Source organism: Niallia sp. Kr1 (assembly GCF_050389805.1).
GTDB lineage: Bacteria > Bacillota > Bacilli > Bacillales > Cytobacillaceae > Bacillus_BD.
Genome location: NZ_CP130945.1, coordinates 4235001 through 4252109, shown reverse-complemented (window position 1 = coordinate 4252109; position 17109 = coordinate 4235001). Strand labels below are relative to the sequence as shown.

Annotated in this window: 15 protein-coding genes and 1 rRNA gene (1 of these 16 cut by a window edge); 11 read left to right on the top strand and 5 right to left on the bottom strand. The window is 38.4% G+C overall.

All coding sequences use genetic code 11. The annotated features are described in order from the left end of the window. Positions 1 to 137: 137 nt before the first annotated feature. Positions 138 to 371 carry a hypothetical protein gene (locus Q5760_RS20970; protein WP_428909528.1) on the bottom strand — a complete coding sequence of 78 codons (234 nt, stop codon included), beginning with the start codon at positions 369 to 371 and terminating at the stop codon, positions 138 to 140. Between the two features lie 116 nt (positions 372 to 487). Here Q5760_RS20970 and fabL point away from each other — a divergent pair, with 116 nt between their 5' ends. From fabL to Q5760_RS20945, 5 genes are all read left to right on the top strand, one after another. Further along, positions 488 to 1231 (top strand): enoyl-[acyl-carrier-protein] reductase FabL, encoded by a 744-nt coding sequence (fabL, locus tag Q5760_RS20965; RefSeq protein WP_428909527.1) that lies wholly within the window; start codon positions 488 to 490, stop codon positions 1229 to 1231. Between the two features lie 80 nt (positions 1232 to 1311). Further along, positions 1312 to 1506, top strand: a complete 195-nt coding sequence (locus tag Q5760_RS20960) for a gamma-type small acid-soluble spore protein (protein ID WP_428909526.1) — start codon at positions 1312 to 1314, stop codon at positions 1504 to 1506. Positions 1507 to 1725: 219 nt separating this feature from the next. Then, entirely contained in the window at positions 1726 to 1980 is a 255-nt protein-coding gene (locus Q5760_RS20955; RefSeq protein ID WP_428909525.1) for a YgaB family protein, read from the top strand. Positions 1981 to 2245: 265 nt separating this feature from the next. Continuing rightward, entirely contained in the window at positions 2246 to 2776 is a 531-nt protein-coding gene (gene ntdP / locus Q5760_RS20950; RefSeq protein ID WP_428909524.1) for a nucleoside tri-diphosphate phosphatase, read from the top strand. Between the two features lie 122 nt (positions 2777 to 2898). After that, positions 2899 to 4668 (top strand): ABC transporter ATP-binding protein, encoded by a 1770-nt coding sequence (locus Q5760_RS20945; protein WP_428909523.1) that lies wholly within the window; start codon positions 2899 to 2901, stop codon positions 4666 to 4668. Between the two features lie 28 nt (positions 4669 to 4696). On the opposite strand, the gene Q5760_RS20940 is transcribed toward Q5760_RS20945, so the two are convergent. From Q5760_RS20940 to Q5760_RS20930, 3 genes are all read right to left on the bottom strand, one after another. Beyond that, a complete protein-coding gene (locus Q5760_RS20940; RefSeq protein WP_428909522.1) occupies positions 4697 to 5773 on the bottom strand; it encodes an FUSC family protein in 1077 nt (358 codons plus the stop codon). Positions 5774 to 6110: 337 nt separating this feature from the next. Beyond that, positions 6111 to 10589: a glutamate synthase-related protein gene (locus Q5760_RS20935; RefSeq protein ID WP_428912651.1), complete on the bottom strand. Its 4479-nt coding sequence runs from the start codon at positions 10587 to 10589 to the stop codon at positions 6111 to 6113. A gap of 240 nt (positions 10590 to 10829) precedes the next feature. Then, entirely contained in the window at positions 10830 to 12125 is a 1296-nt protein-coding gene (locus Q5760_RS20930; RefSeq protein WP_428909521.1) for a glutamate-1-semialdehyde 2,1-aminomutase, read from the bottom strand. 198 nt (positions 12126 to 12323) lie between these two features. Here Q5760_RS20930 and Q5760_RS20925 point away from each other — a divergent pair, with 198 nt between their 5' ends. The 4 genes from Q5760_RS20925 (at position 12324) to perR (ending at position 14862) form a co-directional block, all read left to right on the top strand. After that, positions 12324 to 12728: an ion channel gene (locus tag Q5760_RS20925; RefSeq protein ID WP_428909520.1), complete on the top strand. Its 405-nt coding sequence runs from the start codon at positions 12324 to 12326 to the stop codon at positions 12726 to 12728. A 113-nt stretch (positions 12729 to 12841) separates the two neighbouring features. Next, positions 12842 to 13312: a thioredoxin-dependent thiol peroxidase gene (bcp, locus tag Q5760_RS20920; protein WP_428909519.1), complete on the top strand. Its 471-nt coding sequence runs from the start codon at positions 12842 to 12844 to the stop codon at positions 13310 to 13312. 122 nt (positions 13313 to 13434) lie between these two features. After that, a complete protein-coding gene (locus Q5760_RS20915; protein WP_428909518.1) occupies positions 13435 to 14031 on the top strand; it encodes a hypothetical protein in 597 nt (198 codons plus the stop codon). 387 nt (positions 14032 to 14418) lie between these two features. Continuing rightward, the gene (gene perR / locus Q5760_RS20910; RefSeq protein WP_428912650.1) at positions 14419 to 14862 is read left to right on the top strand and encodes a peroxide-responsive transcriptional repressor PerR; all 444 of its coding nucleotides are present in this window, start codon (positions 14419 to 14421) and stop codon (positions 14860 to 14862) included. 253 nt (positions 14863 to 15115) lie between these two features. On the opposite strand, the gene Q5760_RS20905 is transcribed toward perR, so the two are convergent. Further along, the gene (locus tag Q5760_RS20905; RefSeq protein ID WP_428909517.1) at positions 15116 to 15475 is read right to left on the bottom strand and encodes a YgzB family protein; all 360 of its coding nucleotides are present in this window, start codon (positions 15473 to 15475) and stop codon (positions 15116 to 15118) included. A gap of 236 nt (positions 15476 to 15711) precedes the next feature. Between Q5760_RS20905 and Q5760_RS20900 the strand changes: the two genes are divergently transcribed. Both Q5760_RS20900 and Q5760_RS20895 read left to right on the top strand, forming a co-directional pair. Next, entirely contained in the window at positions 15712 to 16599 is an 888-nt protein-coding gene (locus Q5760_RS20900; protein ID WP_428909516.1) for a nucleotidyltransferase-like protein, read from the top strand. 264 nt (positions 16600 to 16863) lie between these two features. Continuing rightward, positions 16864 to 17109 (top strand): 16S ribosomal RNA (locus tag Q5760_RS20895); it runs 1304 nt beyond the window's last position.

Here is a 17109-nt window from a genome sequence, read left to right as displayed (position 1 = left end):
AAAGAGGTCTTCATCAGGGTGATGAAGACCAAAAGCAAGAGAAAGTTTGGATAAAGTGGTCTTCACAAGGGTGATGAAGACCACAAACCTACAAAATCTGTAATCGAAAGGTCTTCATCCACCCAATATCCAATATCTTAAAAAATATCGCCCTCCATCATTGTAGGTCCATCAAACCGACCTTCGTCAGTTGCTTTCAATCCGCCACGACTTGTGATCTCTTCCACAATTTCCCGATAAATCGATTGCCCTTCCGCATTTAAATACGGCAATATTTGCTGGAAGGAATGATGAAAAAACGTTAATTCTTCATCTCGCCAATCTGATTTTGCCATCATCGAAAGTTCTGTCATATCTCTACCTGTATACATAGAATTCTTCCTTTCTTTTCAAACATAAACCCACTCTTATTTTCCTTAACAACATTGTGATCTATGCACGGAAAAGTTAAAATGAAAGGAATTCAAACATAGAGAGGAATAAAAACATGACGCAAAAAGTAGCACTTGTCACAGGCTCAAGCCGTGGTATTGGTAAAGCCACTGCACTCCGTTTAGCAAAAGAAGGATACGACTTAGTCATTAATTATGCCCGGAGTAAAACGAAAGCATTGGAAACGGCAGCTGAAATCGAAGCCCTTGGCAGAAAGGTTCTCATTGTCAAAGCTAATGTTGGGGATGTTGATAAAATTAAGCAGCTTTTCCAAGAAATTAAAAATGAATTTGGTCGATTGGATGTATTTGTAAATAATGCTGCGTCTGGTGTTCAACGCCCGATCATGGAGCTTGAAGAATCTCATTGGGACTGGACCATGAATATCAACAGCAAAGCACTTTTATTTTGTGCTCAAGAAGCAGCTAAACTCATGGATAAAGGCGGAAAAATAGTCAGTATCAGCTCACTAGGTTCGATCCGTTATTTAGAAAATTATACGGTAGTAGGAGTTTCGAAAGCGGCATTAGAAGCATTAACCCGATATTTAGCGGTAGAATTAGCAAATAATAATATTGTAGTGAATGCTGTTTCAGGCGGTGTTGTGGACACAGAAGCATTAAAACATTTTCCAAATCGGGAAGAACTCCTTGCTGAAGCCGCACAAAAAACACCAGCAGGACGGATGGTAAGCATAGACGACATGGTCAATGCGATTATGTTTCTACTGTCTGATCAAGCCAGTATGATTCGTGGTCAAACGATTATAGTCGATGGCGGGATTTCATTATTGGTCTAAAAGTTAGAAAAGAAAAAATTCTTTTTGTTTGGATAGTTTCCCACGAGCAAGGATACATTAAGTTCGTGGAGGTGATTACAATGGCAAACAGACAATCTCAATCTGGAACTAACATCCAACAAGTGAGACAACAAAACGCTCAATCTGCAGGTGCTGGCCAATACGGTACTGAATTTGCTAGCGAAACTGACGTTCAAGAAGTAAAAGAGCGTAACGCTAGAGCGGAAGCTAACAAAGCTAAAAACTCTGGTCAAATGGGTAACCAATCTCGATAAAATAAGCAAAAAGAAGGCACTCTTTATTCGGAAGGGTGCCTTCTCTTTGTGCATTTATATAAAATAATCCGTTCGACAAAGATTCCCTTTTTTCATCAAAGGAATGTAGCGTATTAAAAACGAATACATAAGTAGTGAAGGATTAACCATTTATAAAACTAGCTTTATTTGCGTTAACGCGCACCTCTACTGATAGAAGTGATATAGGCGGTGGTGAGATTGCAAGAATTCAATCGTTTAGTAGCTGAACAAATGAAAACAATGGATCGACTGTTATTTTTGCAAGGAGAATTAGAAAGATGTCAAGAGATTGAGGACCAGCTAAAAGAGTTGCAACAGGCATCTCAAATCGAAAGTGTTCAGCAAGAGATCTTATACATGAAGGAAGAGTTAAAAGACATACAACAAAAATTTGAAATGCAGACAGAAGAGGTCATTCGATCTTACCAAGAAATTAGTGTGTCCACTGGGTGAAAGTAAATCCTATTTTGCATAAAAGGCAGCCATTGACTTAATTTCAATGGTTGTTTGTTTTAAAATTCAGCATAAACCGTTATAATAGTAAAAAATAGGAATTGTTCTTTGTTACCTATCATAAAAAGTGGAATCGGGATTTTTAGGCTCTAGAGAAGCTTAATGTTGAAAATAAGCCAAAAGGGGCAAATTTTTAATGTTCACACAGCCTAGCGAAAAAAATAATTAGGTTGCAAAGTGTCCGGAAATGAAAGTAGGGGAAAGAATGGGCGTACCCATCGAAGGTGAACCAGTACAAATTCATAGTTTTAAACATAATGGGCATATTCATCGCGTTTGGGACGAAACCATGGTGTTAAAGGGAACACAAAGTTTAGTGATCGGTGGCAATGACCGTACCATAGTTACTGAATCAGATGGAAGAACATGGGTGACGAGAGAACCGGCTATTACTTATTTCCATTCCCAACATTGGTTTAATATTATTGGGATGTTACGAGAAGACGGGATTTACTATTATTGTAATTTGAGTTCACCGTTTATTTATGACGGAGAGGCGATCAAGTACATTGATTATGATTTAGATATTAAAGTATTTCCTGATATGACCTTTCATTTATTAGATGAAGATGAGTATGAACGGCATCGAGTAGAAATGAAATATCCTGAAGTGATTGATTCCATCCTGAAAGCCAATGTTGATACTTTAATCCAGTGGATTCGTCAGCGAAAAGGTCCGTTCGCAGCAGATTTTATTGATATCTGGTACGAGAGGTTTTTAACGTACAGAAGTTAAGATGAAGAATTATATAAAGTCTGGTAAAACCTGTTGATCCTTCAACAGGTTTTTTATTTGAGATAGTGTGACTTAAAGGATACACTAGTAACAGAATCTACTTTTGTTAGGTGGGGGAGACCTTGGACAGTATCAAACGTTATCTTCATTTTGTTAAACCATACCGCCTCCAAATCATCATTACCATCATCATTGGAATTCTCAAGTTTGGTATTCCGTTACTGATTCCCTTGTTGATTAAATATGTTTTGGACGACATTATTGACAATGATGCTCTTGTGCAGGCGGATAAAATTGATCAATTGATATGGGTGATTGTCGTCATGCTCATTATCTTTGTGGTTTTACGGCCTCCGATTGAATATTATCGTCAATATTATGCACAATGGACGTCAAGTAAAATTTTATATGATATCCGTGATCAACTTTTCACTCATATTCAAAAACTTAGCTTTAAATTTTACTCCAATAATAAAACGGGTGAAGTCATCTCTCGGGTTATTAATGATGTAGAGCAAACAAAAACGTTTGTTGTAACGGGTTTAATGAATATATGGTTAGATATGGGAACCATTCTGATTGCGATCGCGATTATGTTTACGATGGACGTTACGTTAACCTTTGTATCGCTCATTATCATGCCATTATTCATCTTTTCAATTAAATACTTTTTTGGGAATTTGCGTAGCTTGACGAGAAAACGTTCCCAAGCCTTAGCGGAAGTTCAAAGTTATCTACATGAACGTGTGTCTGGGATGCCTGTGATTAAAAGCTTTGCCATAGAGGATTTTGAACAAACGAAATTTGATGAAGTAAATAAAAACTTTTTAAACAGGGCCATTGACCATACGAAATGGAATGCTAAGTCTTTTGCGGTAGTCAATACGATTACCGATATCGCCCCACTCCTTGTTATTGGAGTAGCAGGGTATCAAGTAATACAAGGGGATTTAACCGTCGGGGCAATGGTTGCTTTTATCGGTTATATTGATCGTCTTTACAACCCATTACGCCGTCTTGTGAATTCGTCAACGACTTTAACGCAATCCTTTGCCTCAATGGACCGCGTATTTGAATTTATTGATGAAAAATACGATATCGAAGATGCTCCTGATTCCATCGAATGTAAGGATGTAAAGGGTCATATTGTGTTTGACCATGTTGATTTTGCTTACAATGATGGCGATGAAGTATTGAAGGATGTTCATTTAGATGTACAAAAAGGGGAGAAGGTCGCTCTCGTTGGAATGAGCGGCGGTGGAAAGTCATCCCTTGTTAGTCTGATCCCTCGTTTCTATGATGTAACGGGTGGTAGGATCCTATTGGATGGTACCGATATTCGCCAATTTAAAGTAAGAACATTACGCGATAAAATTGGGATGGTGCTCCAAGACAGTATTTTATTTAGTGAATCCGTAAAGGAAAATATTTTGCTAGGAAACCCAGGCTCTTCCGATGAAGAAGTAATTGAAGCGGCAAAGGCGGCAAATGCACATGATTTCATTATGAATTTGCCTGAAGGCTATGATACAAAAGTGGGTGAGCGTGGAGTTAAGTTATCAGGAGGACAAAAGCAACGAATTGCGATTGCCCGTGTCTTTTTGAAAAATCCACCGATCCTTGTTTTAGATGAAGCAACGTCTGCGTTGGATTTAGAAAGTGAACATTTAATCCAAGAGGCGCTTGATAAACTTGCGAGAGACCGGACAACCTTTATCGTGGCTCATCGATTATCAACGATTACCCATGCCGACCGTATCGTTTTAATCGAGCATGGAAGCATTGTTGAAATGGGAACCCATGAGGAATTAATGGCATTACAAGGTCATTATTATAAACTCTTCCAAGTACAACAGTTGGATCAATCGGAAAGTGCAAGCACTAGTAACTAAGAAAAGCAGCTGATTTTTTCAGCTGCTTTTACTGTTCTTCAACCATTTCTACTTTGTTTTCTTCTTTGTGATATGATTGAAAGCTTGTAATTAATAAATCAAGATGTTCAATATATTCATCATAATCGATAATCGCAGAAACGATTTGCATCAGATGATAGTGGGCAGGTTCTTCGGTTTCAGCGATTTGAGCTTGATAGGATAAAAAGAGGTCGAAGAGTTCTTTCCGAGTTAACTGGATTTCACCTTCCTCAAAATCAACGACCGGTCGTACCTTGCCAATAAATTTTAGCATGACATGTTCATGTTGATGAATGAGAAGGTCGAGTTGCTGCTGGATATAATTTTGAAGTTCACTAGGAAGTTGAACGATGTCATTTTCAAAACGATGAAGTTTTTTTAGAATTTCCAATGCTTTTTTAATCGTGGAAATCATTTGCCGATAAATGACCAATTTCCTTGTTTTAACAATTGTATCTTTTTTAAAATAGTTCCGTTCTTCTTTATACATGATATAAAGGTGATCAACTTTAATGAGCATATCTTTAAATTTATCGATTTCATCTTTTAAAAATTTATGCTCTGCTGCGCCTCGAATACTTAAGCGAATCCATTTCGTCAATTCGTTCGTCGTTTCTGATAAATGAAAGTAAAGCTTTTGTTCATATTTAGGCGGAATAAAAACGAGATTGACAATAAAGGCGGATAAAACACCAAGCATAACGGTTAAAAAGCGAATAATGGCAAATTCAAGAAACGCGTCACTCGGCGTGACCATAATCGCGATTAAGGTCACGAGTGATAATCCAATTACATTCTCAAGTTTTAATTTAAGAAGAAGAGCGAGCACGATAATCGCTGCAAGGCCAATGATAAAAATATCATTTCCGAACAGCAGAACAAACATGGTGGCGATAACAGCGCCAATCGTATTCCCTTGAATTTGTTCAAGTATGGATAAGTATGACCGATAAATCGTTGGCTGGACTGCGAAAATGGCTGCAATCCCAGCAAAAACAGGTGATGGAAGTCCGATTAAATCGGAAATCAATAACGATAAAACAATCGCAATCCCTGTTTTTAAAATACGGGCCCCTAGTTTCATATAGTTACAATTTCCTTTCTGAACGGTGATGAGGTCCAAAGTTCATTACCTATTAAACCACTTTCGTTCGCTTTAGACAATAAAGGATGTGGATTAATTTAAAGTTTGTCACGAAGGACTTGTTCTTATGATAAAGGTGAGAAATACTTCCATGAGTGATCGTCTAAAGATCCCCGCTTAAGAGTTGAAAGAATACATGAGAGTAGATCTAATGACAAAATCCCCCCACAAAAGTCCCTGACCAACAACATCTGCCCCAAAACCCAAACTCCAAACCAAAAAGGAGTCCATCTCTACATATAGTAGAAACAAACTCCTTCTACCTAACCCATAAAAATCACTCTGTAGAAACCGAAGGATCGGCTTGCTCTTTAACCGGAAGTATCTGAAGAAAATGTTGTGTTGGATCTTCAAGCAGTTTCATAAGCTGTGAAGATTCCTCCGTCTGTCCTTGATCTGCAAGCATTTTTGTATACTCGCCAAGCAATTCTTCAACATCCGCAACACCTTGATCTGAAAGGGTACTTATAGTAACTTTTGCCCCCTTTGCAATTCTACGTTGTATGGCTTCTTTTGTTAAGCCCCTTTCTGGTTGATACCTTACATAAATAACACCGCCTGTCATCCCTGCGCAAATCCATGGTCCTGGGTCCCCAAGTACTAAGCCTCTTCCGTTTGTCATGTATTCAAAGGCAAATCCTTTAATATTCGCATTGACTCCAATATTTCCTCTTTCATCTTTAGGGATCGGCTTTTTCAGTAAGCCGCCAATAATCATATCTGCTCCAGACAATCGAATTCCCGCTCTTGCATCTGCATCACCCTGAACCACGAGCAATCCTTTTTGAGCGCCATACCCGAAACCTTTGCCAACTGATCCATTATAATAGCGACCATCACGGCCTTTTGATTTTAAAATAATCATTTTACCACCAAACGATGCTTTTCCAACCCCATCTTGGGCACCGCCATTTACTTCAATATGAATTCCTGTGGTATTATAGGCACCGAGTCCGTTTCCGGGAATCGATCCATTCGTATACTTTAGCTTCACGGTTGGTAGGTTTTTATAAGAGCCATCTAATCGGTTGCGGACACGATGACAGGATACCCGGCTGCCTAGAACTCGTTGCTCCGATGTTACACTGTGGAATTCACGGGAGCGGTGTAGTTCTTCAACCATCGAATCTAAATATTCAGCACCAACAGCAGTCGACCATTTATTTGCGTTTTGTGCATTAGAATACTTTGTATCCTGTGAATGAAATTGGCTGATTTCTAGAGGTTTTAATAAATACGTTAAATCTAACCGTTCCGTCCCAGTGCTTTGCACTAATAATTGGGAGTGACCAACATGATCTTGCAAGTTTTTAATTCCCATTGCAGCAGCAAGCTCTCTCACTTCATTTCCGAAAGCTGTGAAAAAGTTTGTTATTCCTTCAACCGCTTTTTCCAACTGACGTGGGACAAATCTTCTTAATCCATGTTCTTTTGCTTGTGCTTCTGATTCAATTTGTGTCGCAATTCCGACATGACAAGTATCTAAATGGCAGCCGCGGCAAGTTGTGCAACCAATGGCAATCATCGATAAAGTTCCAAAACCAATTCGATTAGCACCAAGTAACATAACTTTCACGACATCAACTGCACTTTTTATCCCGCCATCAGCCCAAATTTCCACTTGCTCACGAAGTCCTGATTCAAGCAAGGCATTGTGTGCTAATTTAACTCCAATTTCAACAGGAAGTCCGACATGCTGGAGAGCATGGATTCTTGCAGCCCCAGTCCCACCGTCAAAACCACTAATGTTGATTATATCTGCACCTGCTTTAGCAATTCCGACCGCTATCGTTCCAATATTAGGTACAACTGGAACTTTCACCGATACTTTTGCTTGATCATTCGCCGTTTTTAACTCATGAATCATTTGCGCTAAATCCTCAATGGAGTAGATATCATGGTTATTGGAAGGGGAGATTAAGTCCGAACCAACCGTTGCATTTCTTGCTTCAGCAATTTTCCAAGTAACCTTTGAACCTGGTAAATGACCACCTTCCCCTGGTTTTGCCCCTTGCCCGATTTTGATCTCGAGAAGATTAGAAGAGTTCAAAAGTTCAGCATTGACGCCAAATCGCCCAGAGGCAATTTGTTGACCACGGGTTTTTGGATACTTTCCGAGCATATCTTTTATTTCTCCGCCTTCCCCATTTAGGCTGACCATATTTAAGCGGTTGGCACCTTCGGCATAGGCGCGGAAGGCAATCTCATTCTGGGAACCAAAGGACATCGACGAAATCACAAATGGCAGGCTATGATCGCCAACGGTAATGTCGACCTCATTGGTAGCTACCGGAGTGTTCGATGTTTTAAAACGTGTTAAATGACGAATCGCAATTGGACGACTCTGCTCTTGTTCGGTTATTTTTTCACGATAAGCATCATAGCTACCAGTTGCAGCCACATCACCAATCGCTTTCCAAATACGAGGGAAGAGGTTGAATGATTTTCCGATTCTTTCCTTGTCATTGTGAAAATCAGCAGCTCGATCCAGCGCATCCTCTTTCATTGCAGCAAAGTCAAAAGCTAATCCATGTGAGCCAAGGAAGTTTACAATTTTTAATCTTTTTGCGATTTCTTCATGAAGTCCAATGGCTGAAAATAGACGAGCGTATCCGCGAAGTTCATGGATTCCAATTGTAGAGATGACCTTTTCTAACCCTTTCATTAAAGCGGAATAAAGGTTCATCACTGGCTGAATTTTATCATCTAAAACTGTCATGAATAGATAATAAGGGCTAATTACATCAGCACCTAAACCATATACGGTAATGATGTCGTGTAAAGAACGAATAGCTGCTGAGCGTAAAACAACCGTGCAATTCCTTCGCAATGATTCTTGAACAAGCTTCTGATCTACCACCGATGTGACTAAATGAGGGTCCAGCCAATAATGACCATCATGATGGGACTCTCTATCATCTAAAACAATGAGAGATTTTCCCTCTTTCACAGCAGCAACAGCTTCCCAAGAAAGTCTTTCTAAAGCATCTTCTACAGTTTCATTTTCACCCATTGTAATGGAAATGGTGGAAACAAGATGATTCTCCTCAAACTTCGCAACTAATTGTTCATAGCTTGGTTGCCCCAACTGGATAACGGCATCTAATCCTGCTTTTCCTTCTATTAAAAGAGGGGATGCTAATTCGACAACGAGTCCGGCTGTTTCTTTTTCGAAAAGCGACGGTCTTTTCCCAACAACGATTCGGGTAGAGAAATGTTCTGTTTCACGATCACGGTCAATTGCAGGGTTTGTTACAACCGCTACACTTTCTTTTAAATAGTCGGCTAGGTTTTTACGTTCTGAGTTCAAAGCCGCAAGAGGTGCGTCATGACCAAGGGAGCGGATGGGCTCAACCCCTTTTTCAGCCATTTGTTCAATGAATTGGATGTGTTCTTTTTCCCAGCCAAAGGCTTTATATTGACCGTTATGAATTTTATGAGAATGATTGAGTACCTTAACATCAGTATGAATACGGGGGGAATGAAAACGAACGGAATTCCCTTCCAATGACAAACGGTTTGAAAAACGTTGATAAACTTCTTGCTGATAATCGTCAGCCATGAATAATTGAATCGTGTCACCGTTCCACTTCAAACCTACTTTTTCACCTGGTGCAAGTGGCTTTGGATCATGGGCAAATTCTGTAGTTGGGATAATTCCTGGCTCTGAAGAGAAGAGATAGGAACTTTCAATTTCAAGCATCCACACTGGGCGAAGTCCCAATGCGTCAACACTAAAGACGGCTTCATCTCCATACCGAGAAATAATACCAGCTGGTCCTTGGGCGAAATGTCCCCATGCCTCGCGAATATACGAATATAAATCTTGTAAATGTTTAGGGTAGGCTTTGATTTCATTTATGATTGGCGGGAATAAAAGGTCCATCGCCTCAAATAACGTATATCCATCACGGCAAATGAATGTTTGAATCGTCCTGCTTAAATCTTGGGAATCACTACCGTCCTTTACAAGCGGAACATCAACCATATGGGCTTCATCTCGTAACTTAGCAATTGTGTTAATCTCCCCGTTATGTCCGAGAATGCTGAACGGTTGAACACGGAAAAAGCTTGATAGCGTATTGGTTGAATAGCGGTTATGTCCAAGTGTCATTGTTGAGGCAATCAGTGGGTTGGCCAGGTCTTGATAGTACTTTGGTAAAATATCTCCAGCACCCATTACCTTGTAAACAACATGGTATTGGCTTAAAGAGGCAACATGAACATGAAGATCATTTTCTAAATCGATCGTTAAATGGAATAGTTTCTTTGATAAATCTTGACCGTTCCAGTTAGTTGAACAAGCGAATTGCAAAAAGATTGGATTTTCCTGAATGGCAATCGGACCGAGTGCAGTGGAATGGGTAACGTCTGTTGATTGATAAAGAATCGTTAACTGAGAGTCTTCGATTTTTTTTAGGAGAGCGTCTATTATAGACTGAGCTTCTGTAGTGCGGGTAATAAAAAGATGTCCAACGATAAAAGTATCTTTTTCGGCTTCGGAAGGATCGACGCCGACTTCTTGAAGTTTTTCTTTCCAGAGATTTCGAGGGATGTCAATGTGGATACCTACCCCATCGCCTTCTCCGTTGATAAATCCAGCGCGGTGATTCATTGTAACAAGAGCGTCAATGCAGCGGAAAATATTTTCACTTGTTGGGATTTTGGTTTTTTCAAGACAAGCCACGATTCCGCATGCATCGTGTTCTTGTCTGCTTACATTCTCGAAAGTAAAAGGGCTATAATGGTTCATCATGATTCGGCTTAAAAAGAAGATGGAATCTTTAAGCCGTTCACCTCCTAAAACGAATTTTTGCAGGACCATTTAATTTAAAAATAAATTATGAAAAGTCAGCAAATTCATATTATCATATCGATTTCATAAAAAACAATCTAATTTTGATATGAATAAATCTCGTTATTTAATGAATTTTTTGTGTATAATTATAATTTTAACCACAAAAAAAGGAAGCATTGATCGCTTCCTTTTTCATTGTTATGCCTCTGATAGCTCTTTAAACGCCTTTTCTGTAGCAGTGATGGTCGCTTGTATATCTTCTTCTTTATGAGCAATGGTGAGGAACCATGCTTCATATTTAGATGGAGCAAGGTTGATTCCTTGTTTTAACATCAGTTTGAAAAATTTCCCAAACATTTCGCTATCCGTCTTTTCAGCTTGTTCATAGTTCTCAACTTTTTCATTTGTAAAATAAACTGTTAACGCGCCTTTTAAGCGATTAATGGTAATGGAAATGTTGTATTTTTGGGCTGCTTCTAAAATTCCTTCTTCAAGAATAGCTCCTAATCTATCTAATTGTTCATAAACTCCATCTTGTTTCAAGACTTCAAGACACGCAATTCCAGCAAGCATCGAAGCTGGATTTCCGGCATGAGTTCCTGCTTGATAGGCTGGTCCAAGTGGAGCCACTTTTTCCATGATGTCTTTTCGTCCACCATAGGCACCAATTGGCAGACCGCCGCCAATGATTTTTCCCATTGCTGTTAAATCAGGTGTCACACCTAATAAATTTTGAGCTCCACCGTACATAAAACGGAAGGCTGTAATGACTTCATCATAAATCACCAATGCGCCTTTTTCATGGGCAAGTTCATTTACCTGTTGGAGAAAGCCTGGTTTGGGTTCTACAATCCCGAAATTTCCAACAATCGGTTCAACAAGAACAGCGGCGATTTCCTCTCCCCATTTATCAAGTGCTTCTTTAAGAGGCTCAATCGTATTAAATGGCACGGTGATTACTTCTTGGGCGATGCTTTTTGGAACGCCGGCAGAATCAGGAGTTCCAAGTGTTGAAGGTCCAGAACCTGCAGCAACAAGGACTAAATCGGAGTGTCCGTGATAACAGCCCGCAAATTTAATGATTTTATCTCTTCCTGTATAAGCGCGTGCCACCCGAATGGTCGTCATCACCGCTTCTGTACCTGAATTGGTAAAGCGGACTTTATCTAAGGATGGGATCGCTTCTTTTAACATTTTGGCAAATTTCACTTCATGCTCTGTCGGTGTCCCAAATAATACTCCCGTTTCGGCTGCTTTTTTGATTGCTTCTACGATATGAGGGTGGTTAAATCCTGTGATAATTGGGCCGTATGCAGACAAATAATCAATGTATTGATTTCCATCTACATCAAAAAAGTGCGCCCCTTCTCCTCGTGTCATCACGACTGGGGAACCTCCTCCGACCGCTTTATATGCTCGAGAGGGACTATTCACCCCGCCAACAATATGCTCCAACGCTTCTTTATGTATTCTTTCTGAATTTGTAAATTCCATCGAACATCCTCCTCAATTTGTGATCCTTGTACATTTTACCATCAAAAGCATGGAATATGACGATAGAACATGAACATTGATTCTATTTTTAAAATAAAGATTGTCCTTGTTTTAAGTGGTGGGTGTAGGGCTTCTTGCATATAAATAGAGTATTGAAGAAAGTGTAGAAGACCGTTTTCGGAATAGAGGGGAACTATAATGCTGTATATGATTGTGTTTGCTTTTACGGTTTATTGTATTGTCATGAGTGTGAGAACGATCTTTATTCCAAATGCGATAAAAGGAAAAATTGTTTCGCTGGAAAACTTCCTCTACCTTGCCTTTGTCTATATAACCATTCTGATCGGTTTTGGCTTAATTTATATTTTATTAGAAACAAAAGGCTATGAAGTCATGGTAGAGGCGTACCCATTACCAGATGACAGCTTTTTTGACCGTTTTGTAACGTATATTTATTTTAGTGCTGTCACGTTATTTTCAGTTGGGTACGGTGATATCGCTCCGATTGGAATTGGTCGAATCATTGCCATGATTGAAGCGCTCATCGGTTATACGATACCAGCAGCATTTGTGGCGAAGGCCTTTATTGAAAAAGAACACTAGCTGTGGAGAAAGGTCAGAAATTGCAAAGGTTTACACACCTTTTTATTGTGTTTAAGGGAAGAATACGATACTCTGAAAATAGACAAGACTCAAAATAAAGGAGGAAGATATTCGTGTCAACACTTATTGGTCAAATCGCACCAGAGATCACTTTGCCTGCAAGTAATGGTGAAAATGTGAAACTGTCTGATTTTCAGGGGAAAAATGTCGTTCTTTACTTTTACCCGAAGGATATGACGCCGGGATGCACAACGGAAGCATGTGATTTCCGCGATCGCCATCATGATTTTTCTGATTTAAATACAGTGATTATCGGAGTGAGTCCAGATCCTATTTCTAGGCATGAGAAATTTATCGAGAAACATCAATTGCCTTTTCTTTTATTAGCTGACGAAGAAAATGAATTGGCAAAAGCATTTGATGTATGGAAATTAAAGAAGAATTTCGGTAAAGAGTACATGGGTATTGAGCGCAGCACCTTTATTCTTGATCCAGAAGGTAAAGTAGTAAAAGAGTGGAGAAAAGTGAAGGTAAAAGATCATACGAATGAAGTTTACCAATACATCAAGGAAAATTTAGCCTAATTACATAGAAATTAGAAAAAAACTTAATCTTTTTGTATGAAAAGAGCCATGGTACAATATGCATAATGGCTCTTTTGTTTTTAAAAGAAGAGTATTTTAAAAACACTATAAATGGTGATAACATGAGTGAACGAAATGTTTATATCCTCTTAACGGACACGGGTACGTGGTTTTCGAGAATGATTAAACTATACACAAAGGCCCCATATAATCATGCGTCCATTTCATTGGATGAACATCTCGAAGAGTTGTATAGCTTCGGTCGAAAGGTGTATTACAATCCTTTATCGGCGGGTTTTGTTAAAGAGGGACTTGATCATGGTGTATTTTTTTATAAAAAAAATACAAAATGCATCATTTACAAACTCTCTGTGAATGACTCGCAGTATAAAAAACTAACCAAAAGTATCGCCAGAGTGAAATTTTTAAAAGATCAATATCGATATAATTTGCTTGGGGTCATGGCGATTGCGATGAATAAACGATTAATTAGAAAAAATGCTTTTACCTGTTCGCAATTTGTAGCATCCATGCTTGTAGCCAGTGGAATCCTCCAGTTTGATAAATATATTGAGTTGATTACACCTGAAGATATCATGAACATTTCCCAGCTTGAGTTAATATATGAGGGGAAGTTAAGAGATTACTATCTAGAAAGTAATAACGTATACAATCAACCTATATTTGATTACAACAACCAATTTAATGCAAACATATAAAGTTTATTGCAATTATTTATATATTTTTTACTAAAGAAAAGGCAACTGTCCATTCCAAATACATGTTTCTGAATAACTTATAGTAGGGCATACCTCCTCAGAATTCTTTTACAGGTTGTTGATACAACCTGTTTTTTTATTTTCTAAGTCAAACAAAAAAGAATGACAACAGGTTGAAAAATAGTTATGATAAAAAAGGTTTTGAAATTTTATATAAAGTAATAATTGAATCTTCCTATTATTTACTGTAGTAAAAAGTAAATTATTCACATAAACTAAGTGGTGAAGGTAGATATATTGACAAAACTATTAAAATAACGTAAACTAATTGTAACAATTCTAAATAAATAATGTTTCTTGGATAACAAATTTGATGAAAAGAGGTGTATGACGGTGGAACAAAATCTTCTAAAGGATGCGCTTGAAACGCTAAAAGGAACAAAGGTACGGATTACTCCACAACGTCATGCGATACTCGAATATTTAATAAGCTCAATGTCGCACCCAACAGCAGATGAGATTTATAAGGCTTTAGAAGGAAAATTCCCGAATATGAGTGTTGCAACAGTTTATAATAATTTAAGAGTATTTCGTGAAGTTGGGCTTGTTAAGGAATTGACGTATGGTGATGCATCTAGCCGATTTGATTTCATTACCACACAGCACTATCATGTGATTTGTGATAGTTGTGGGAAAATTGTTGACTTCCACTACCCTGGTTTAGATGAGGTGGAACAATTAGCCAGTCACGTAACCGGCTTTAAAATCAGCCATCATCGTATGGAGATTTATGGATCCTGTCCGGAATGTACAAAACAGGAAGTGCATTAAAAACCGATAGTTGAGGCTATCGGTTTTTTTTATTATATAAAGTTTAAGTTTTTTGAAGTTAGACAACTGTCTAGCTAGTCGACTTCTCACTTCTTCGTCAACATTGATTCGAACTAACGTGCTCATCGTGTTTCCTTTATCTCAAGGGAAGGAACATCGACTAAAAGCCGCCACGTACTGTGGCGAACGTCGATGTCTGCACATCCTGTGCAGGTCCAGTCTATACGGAGCTGAACAAGGCGCTTCCGCTGTTCTATTGGGTAAGATTCTTCTTCTGATTATATTTTTCATCAAAGTCTTTTCCTTCTAAGTTTGGATCCAGCGTCAGCGGTTCATTACAATGCATGCAAATATCGACCCTGCCAAGAATTTTTGTCTGTTTTTCACAATTGGGACATATCACTCGTACAGCTTTAGTTGACAGCATCCCAATCCAAAAATAAACAATGGTACTTGCAACAATACTAAGCAATCCGAGTAACATAAAAATGGTCATAGCAATTGGAGAAGTCCTAAAAAACACGCCGATATACATGACAAAGAAACCGACAAAAATTAAACTTAAAGCAAAGGTTCGAATTTTATTGATTTTGCTAGAATATTTTTTAGCCATGTTGTCATTCCCCCTACTGTAAACTATATACTATGTTTTCGAAAAAATGAAACAATTTGTCCGAACGTTATTACACTAGCCATCGGATGATTTGTTCTATTAACTGAATTTTTAAATCCTTTTAAGGCAGAAGGATTTTAATGTTTTACGTCGAAAATTATTCGCTAGAGATTGGTTAGCTAATGGTTTAATGTTAGCTAAGCTTCTCAAAGAAGATGTATATAGGGGGCCGTGTAGTGGAAGATATACTTCGACCGATTTATCAGGAGCGTGCGAGTCAGGTAAATACTTTAAGTGTACTGTTAATTGAAAAAAATAATCAATCCGCTTCGCTTACTGATACTTTTGATGCGATTTTACTTATTATTGTGAAAGATGCCCAACAACCGGTTTTTATTAAACATTACACATATAAGGGTAAAAAGGCAGCCATGCATATTATTACGGAGTCGCAAATACATGAATGGTTACAATCTGGAATTAATCGTAAATTAATTGAATGGCTAGTTATGGGAAAAGTGTTATTTGACCGTAATGAATTTATGGGTCAATTACAAGATAGACTGCAGGTATTTCCTACAGTTGATCGTCAGTTAAAAATAGGCCTAGAGTTTAGCAAACTTATACGCTGCTATATGGATGGAAGAAGCTTTTTTGAGAATCAACAATATTTAGATGCTTATAGCCATATTGTTCGATCTTTACATCATTTAGGTCGGGTGTCTATCATTGATAAAGGTTTTCATCCAGAAATGACGGTCTGGGGTCAAGTGAAGAAAATCGAGCCTGAGGTTTTTAAATTGTATAATGAACTAGTCAATAGTGAAGAAGAGTTAGGGAAAAGGTTAGAACTCTTATTTTTAGCTAGTGATTTCCTAATACATTCACGAATTGAAGTAGGAACAGGTTATTTGTTAGATGTGTTGAAAGAAAAAGACACTTGGACTTTTAATGAAGTATTATCGCATCCTTCTTTGCTTTTGTTTGCAGCAGATATTGAAGTGCTATTTGAATACTTGATTGAAAAACGTTTTATTGAAGTCGTTAATCAAGAAACGAAAGGACAGGGAATCTATCACCGCAATTATAAACTGTCCGAAAAGTTATTGCAGAAAAATAGTTAAAACCCCTTGACCTTTATTTTGTTTCTTGTTATATTAGTATCCGTCGCTGCGAAATGAACGTTTTGCAGCTGACGAAGATTCTTTTAAAAAATAATATTGACATCATCTTTCGAGATATGTTATATTAATAAAGTCGCTTCTGAGTGACGATGAAATTGCTCTTTGAAAACTAAACAAACAAAAACGTCAACGTTAATTCTAGTTACTATATGTAACAAATTTAGTTGTTAATTAACAACAAATCTATGAGCTTTATCAAACACTTTATTGGAGAGTTTGATCCTGGCTCAGGACGAACGCTGGCGGCGTGCCTAATACATGCAAGTCGAGCGAATCTGAGGGAGCTTGCTCCCAAAGATTAGCGGCGGACGGGTGAGTAACACGTGGGCAACCTGCCTGTAAGACTGGGATAACTTCGGGAAACCGGAGCTAATACCGGATAATTCTTATCAACTCATGTTGGTAAGCTAAAAGACGGCGTAAGCTGTCACTTACAGATGGGCCCGCGGC

Excerpts from the sequence above, each read along its gene's own strand:
- Q5760_RS20970 (WP_428909528.1), bottom strand. The coding sequence starts at position 371 with ATGTATACAGGTAGAGATATGACAGAACTTTCGATGATGGCAAAATCA.
- fabL (WP_428909527.1), top strand. The coding sequence starts at position 488 with ATGACGCAAAAAGTAGCACTTGTCACAGGCTCAAGCCGTGGTATTGGT.
- Q5760_RS20960 (WP_428909526.1), top strand. The coding sequence starts at position 1,312 with ATGGCAAACAGACAATCTCAATCTGGAACTAACATCCAACAAGTGAGA.
- ntdP (WP_428909524.1), top strand. The coding sequence starts at position 2,246 with ATGGGCGTACCCATCGAAGGTGAACCAGTACAAATTCATAGTTTTAAA.
- Q5760_RS20940 (WP_428909522.1), bottom strand. The coding sequence starts at position 5,773 with ATGAAACTAGGGGCCCGTATTTTAAAAACAGGGATTGCGATTGTTTTA.
- Q5760_RS20935 (WP_428912651.1), bottom strand. The coding sequence starts at position 10,589 with ATGATGAACCATTATAGCCCTTTTACTTTCGAGAATGTAAGCAGACAA.
- Q5760_RS20930 (WP_428909521.1), bottom strand. The coding sequence starts at position 12,125 with ATGGAATTTACAAATTCAGAAAGAATACATAAAGAAGCGTTGGAGCAT.
- Q5760_RS20925 (WP_428909520.1), top strand. The coding sequence starts at position 12,324 with ATGCTGTATATGATTGTGTTTGCTTTTACGGTTTATTGTATTGTCATG.
- Q5760_RS20915 (WP_428909518.1), top strand. The coding sequence starts at position 13,435 with ATGAGTGAACGAAATGTTTATATCCTCTTAACGGACACGGGTACGTGG.
- perR (WP_428912650.1), top strand. The coding sequence starts at position 14,419 with ATGACGGTGGAACAAAATCTTCTAAAGGATGCGCTTGAAACGCTAAAA.
- Q5760_RS20905 (WP_428909517.1), bottom strand. The coding sequence starts at position 15,475 with ATGGCTAAAAAATATTCTAGCAAAATCAATAAAATTCGAACCTTTGCT.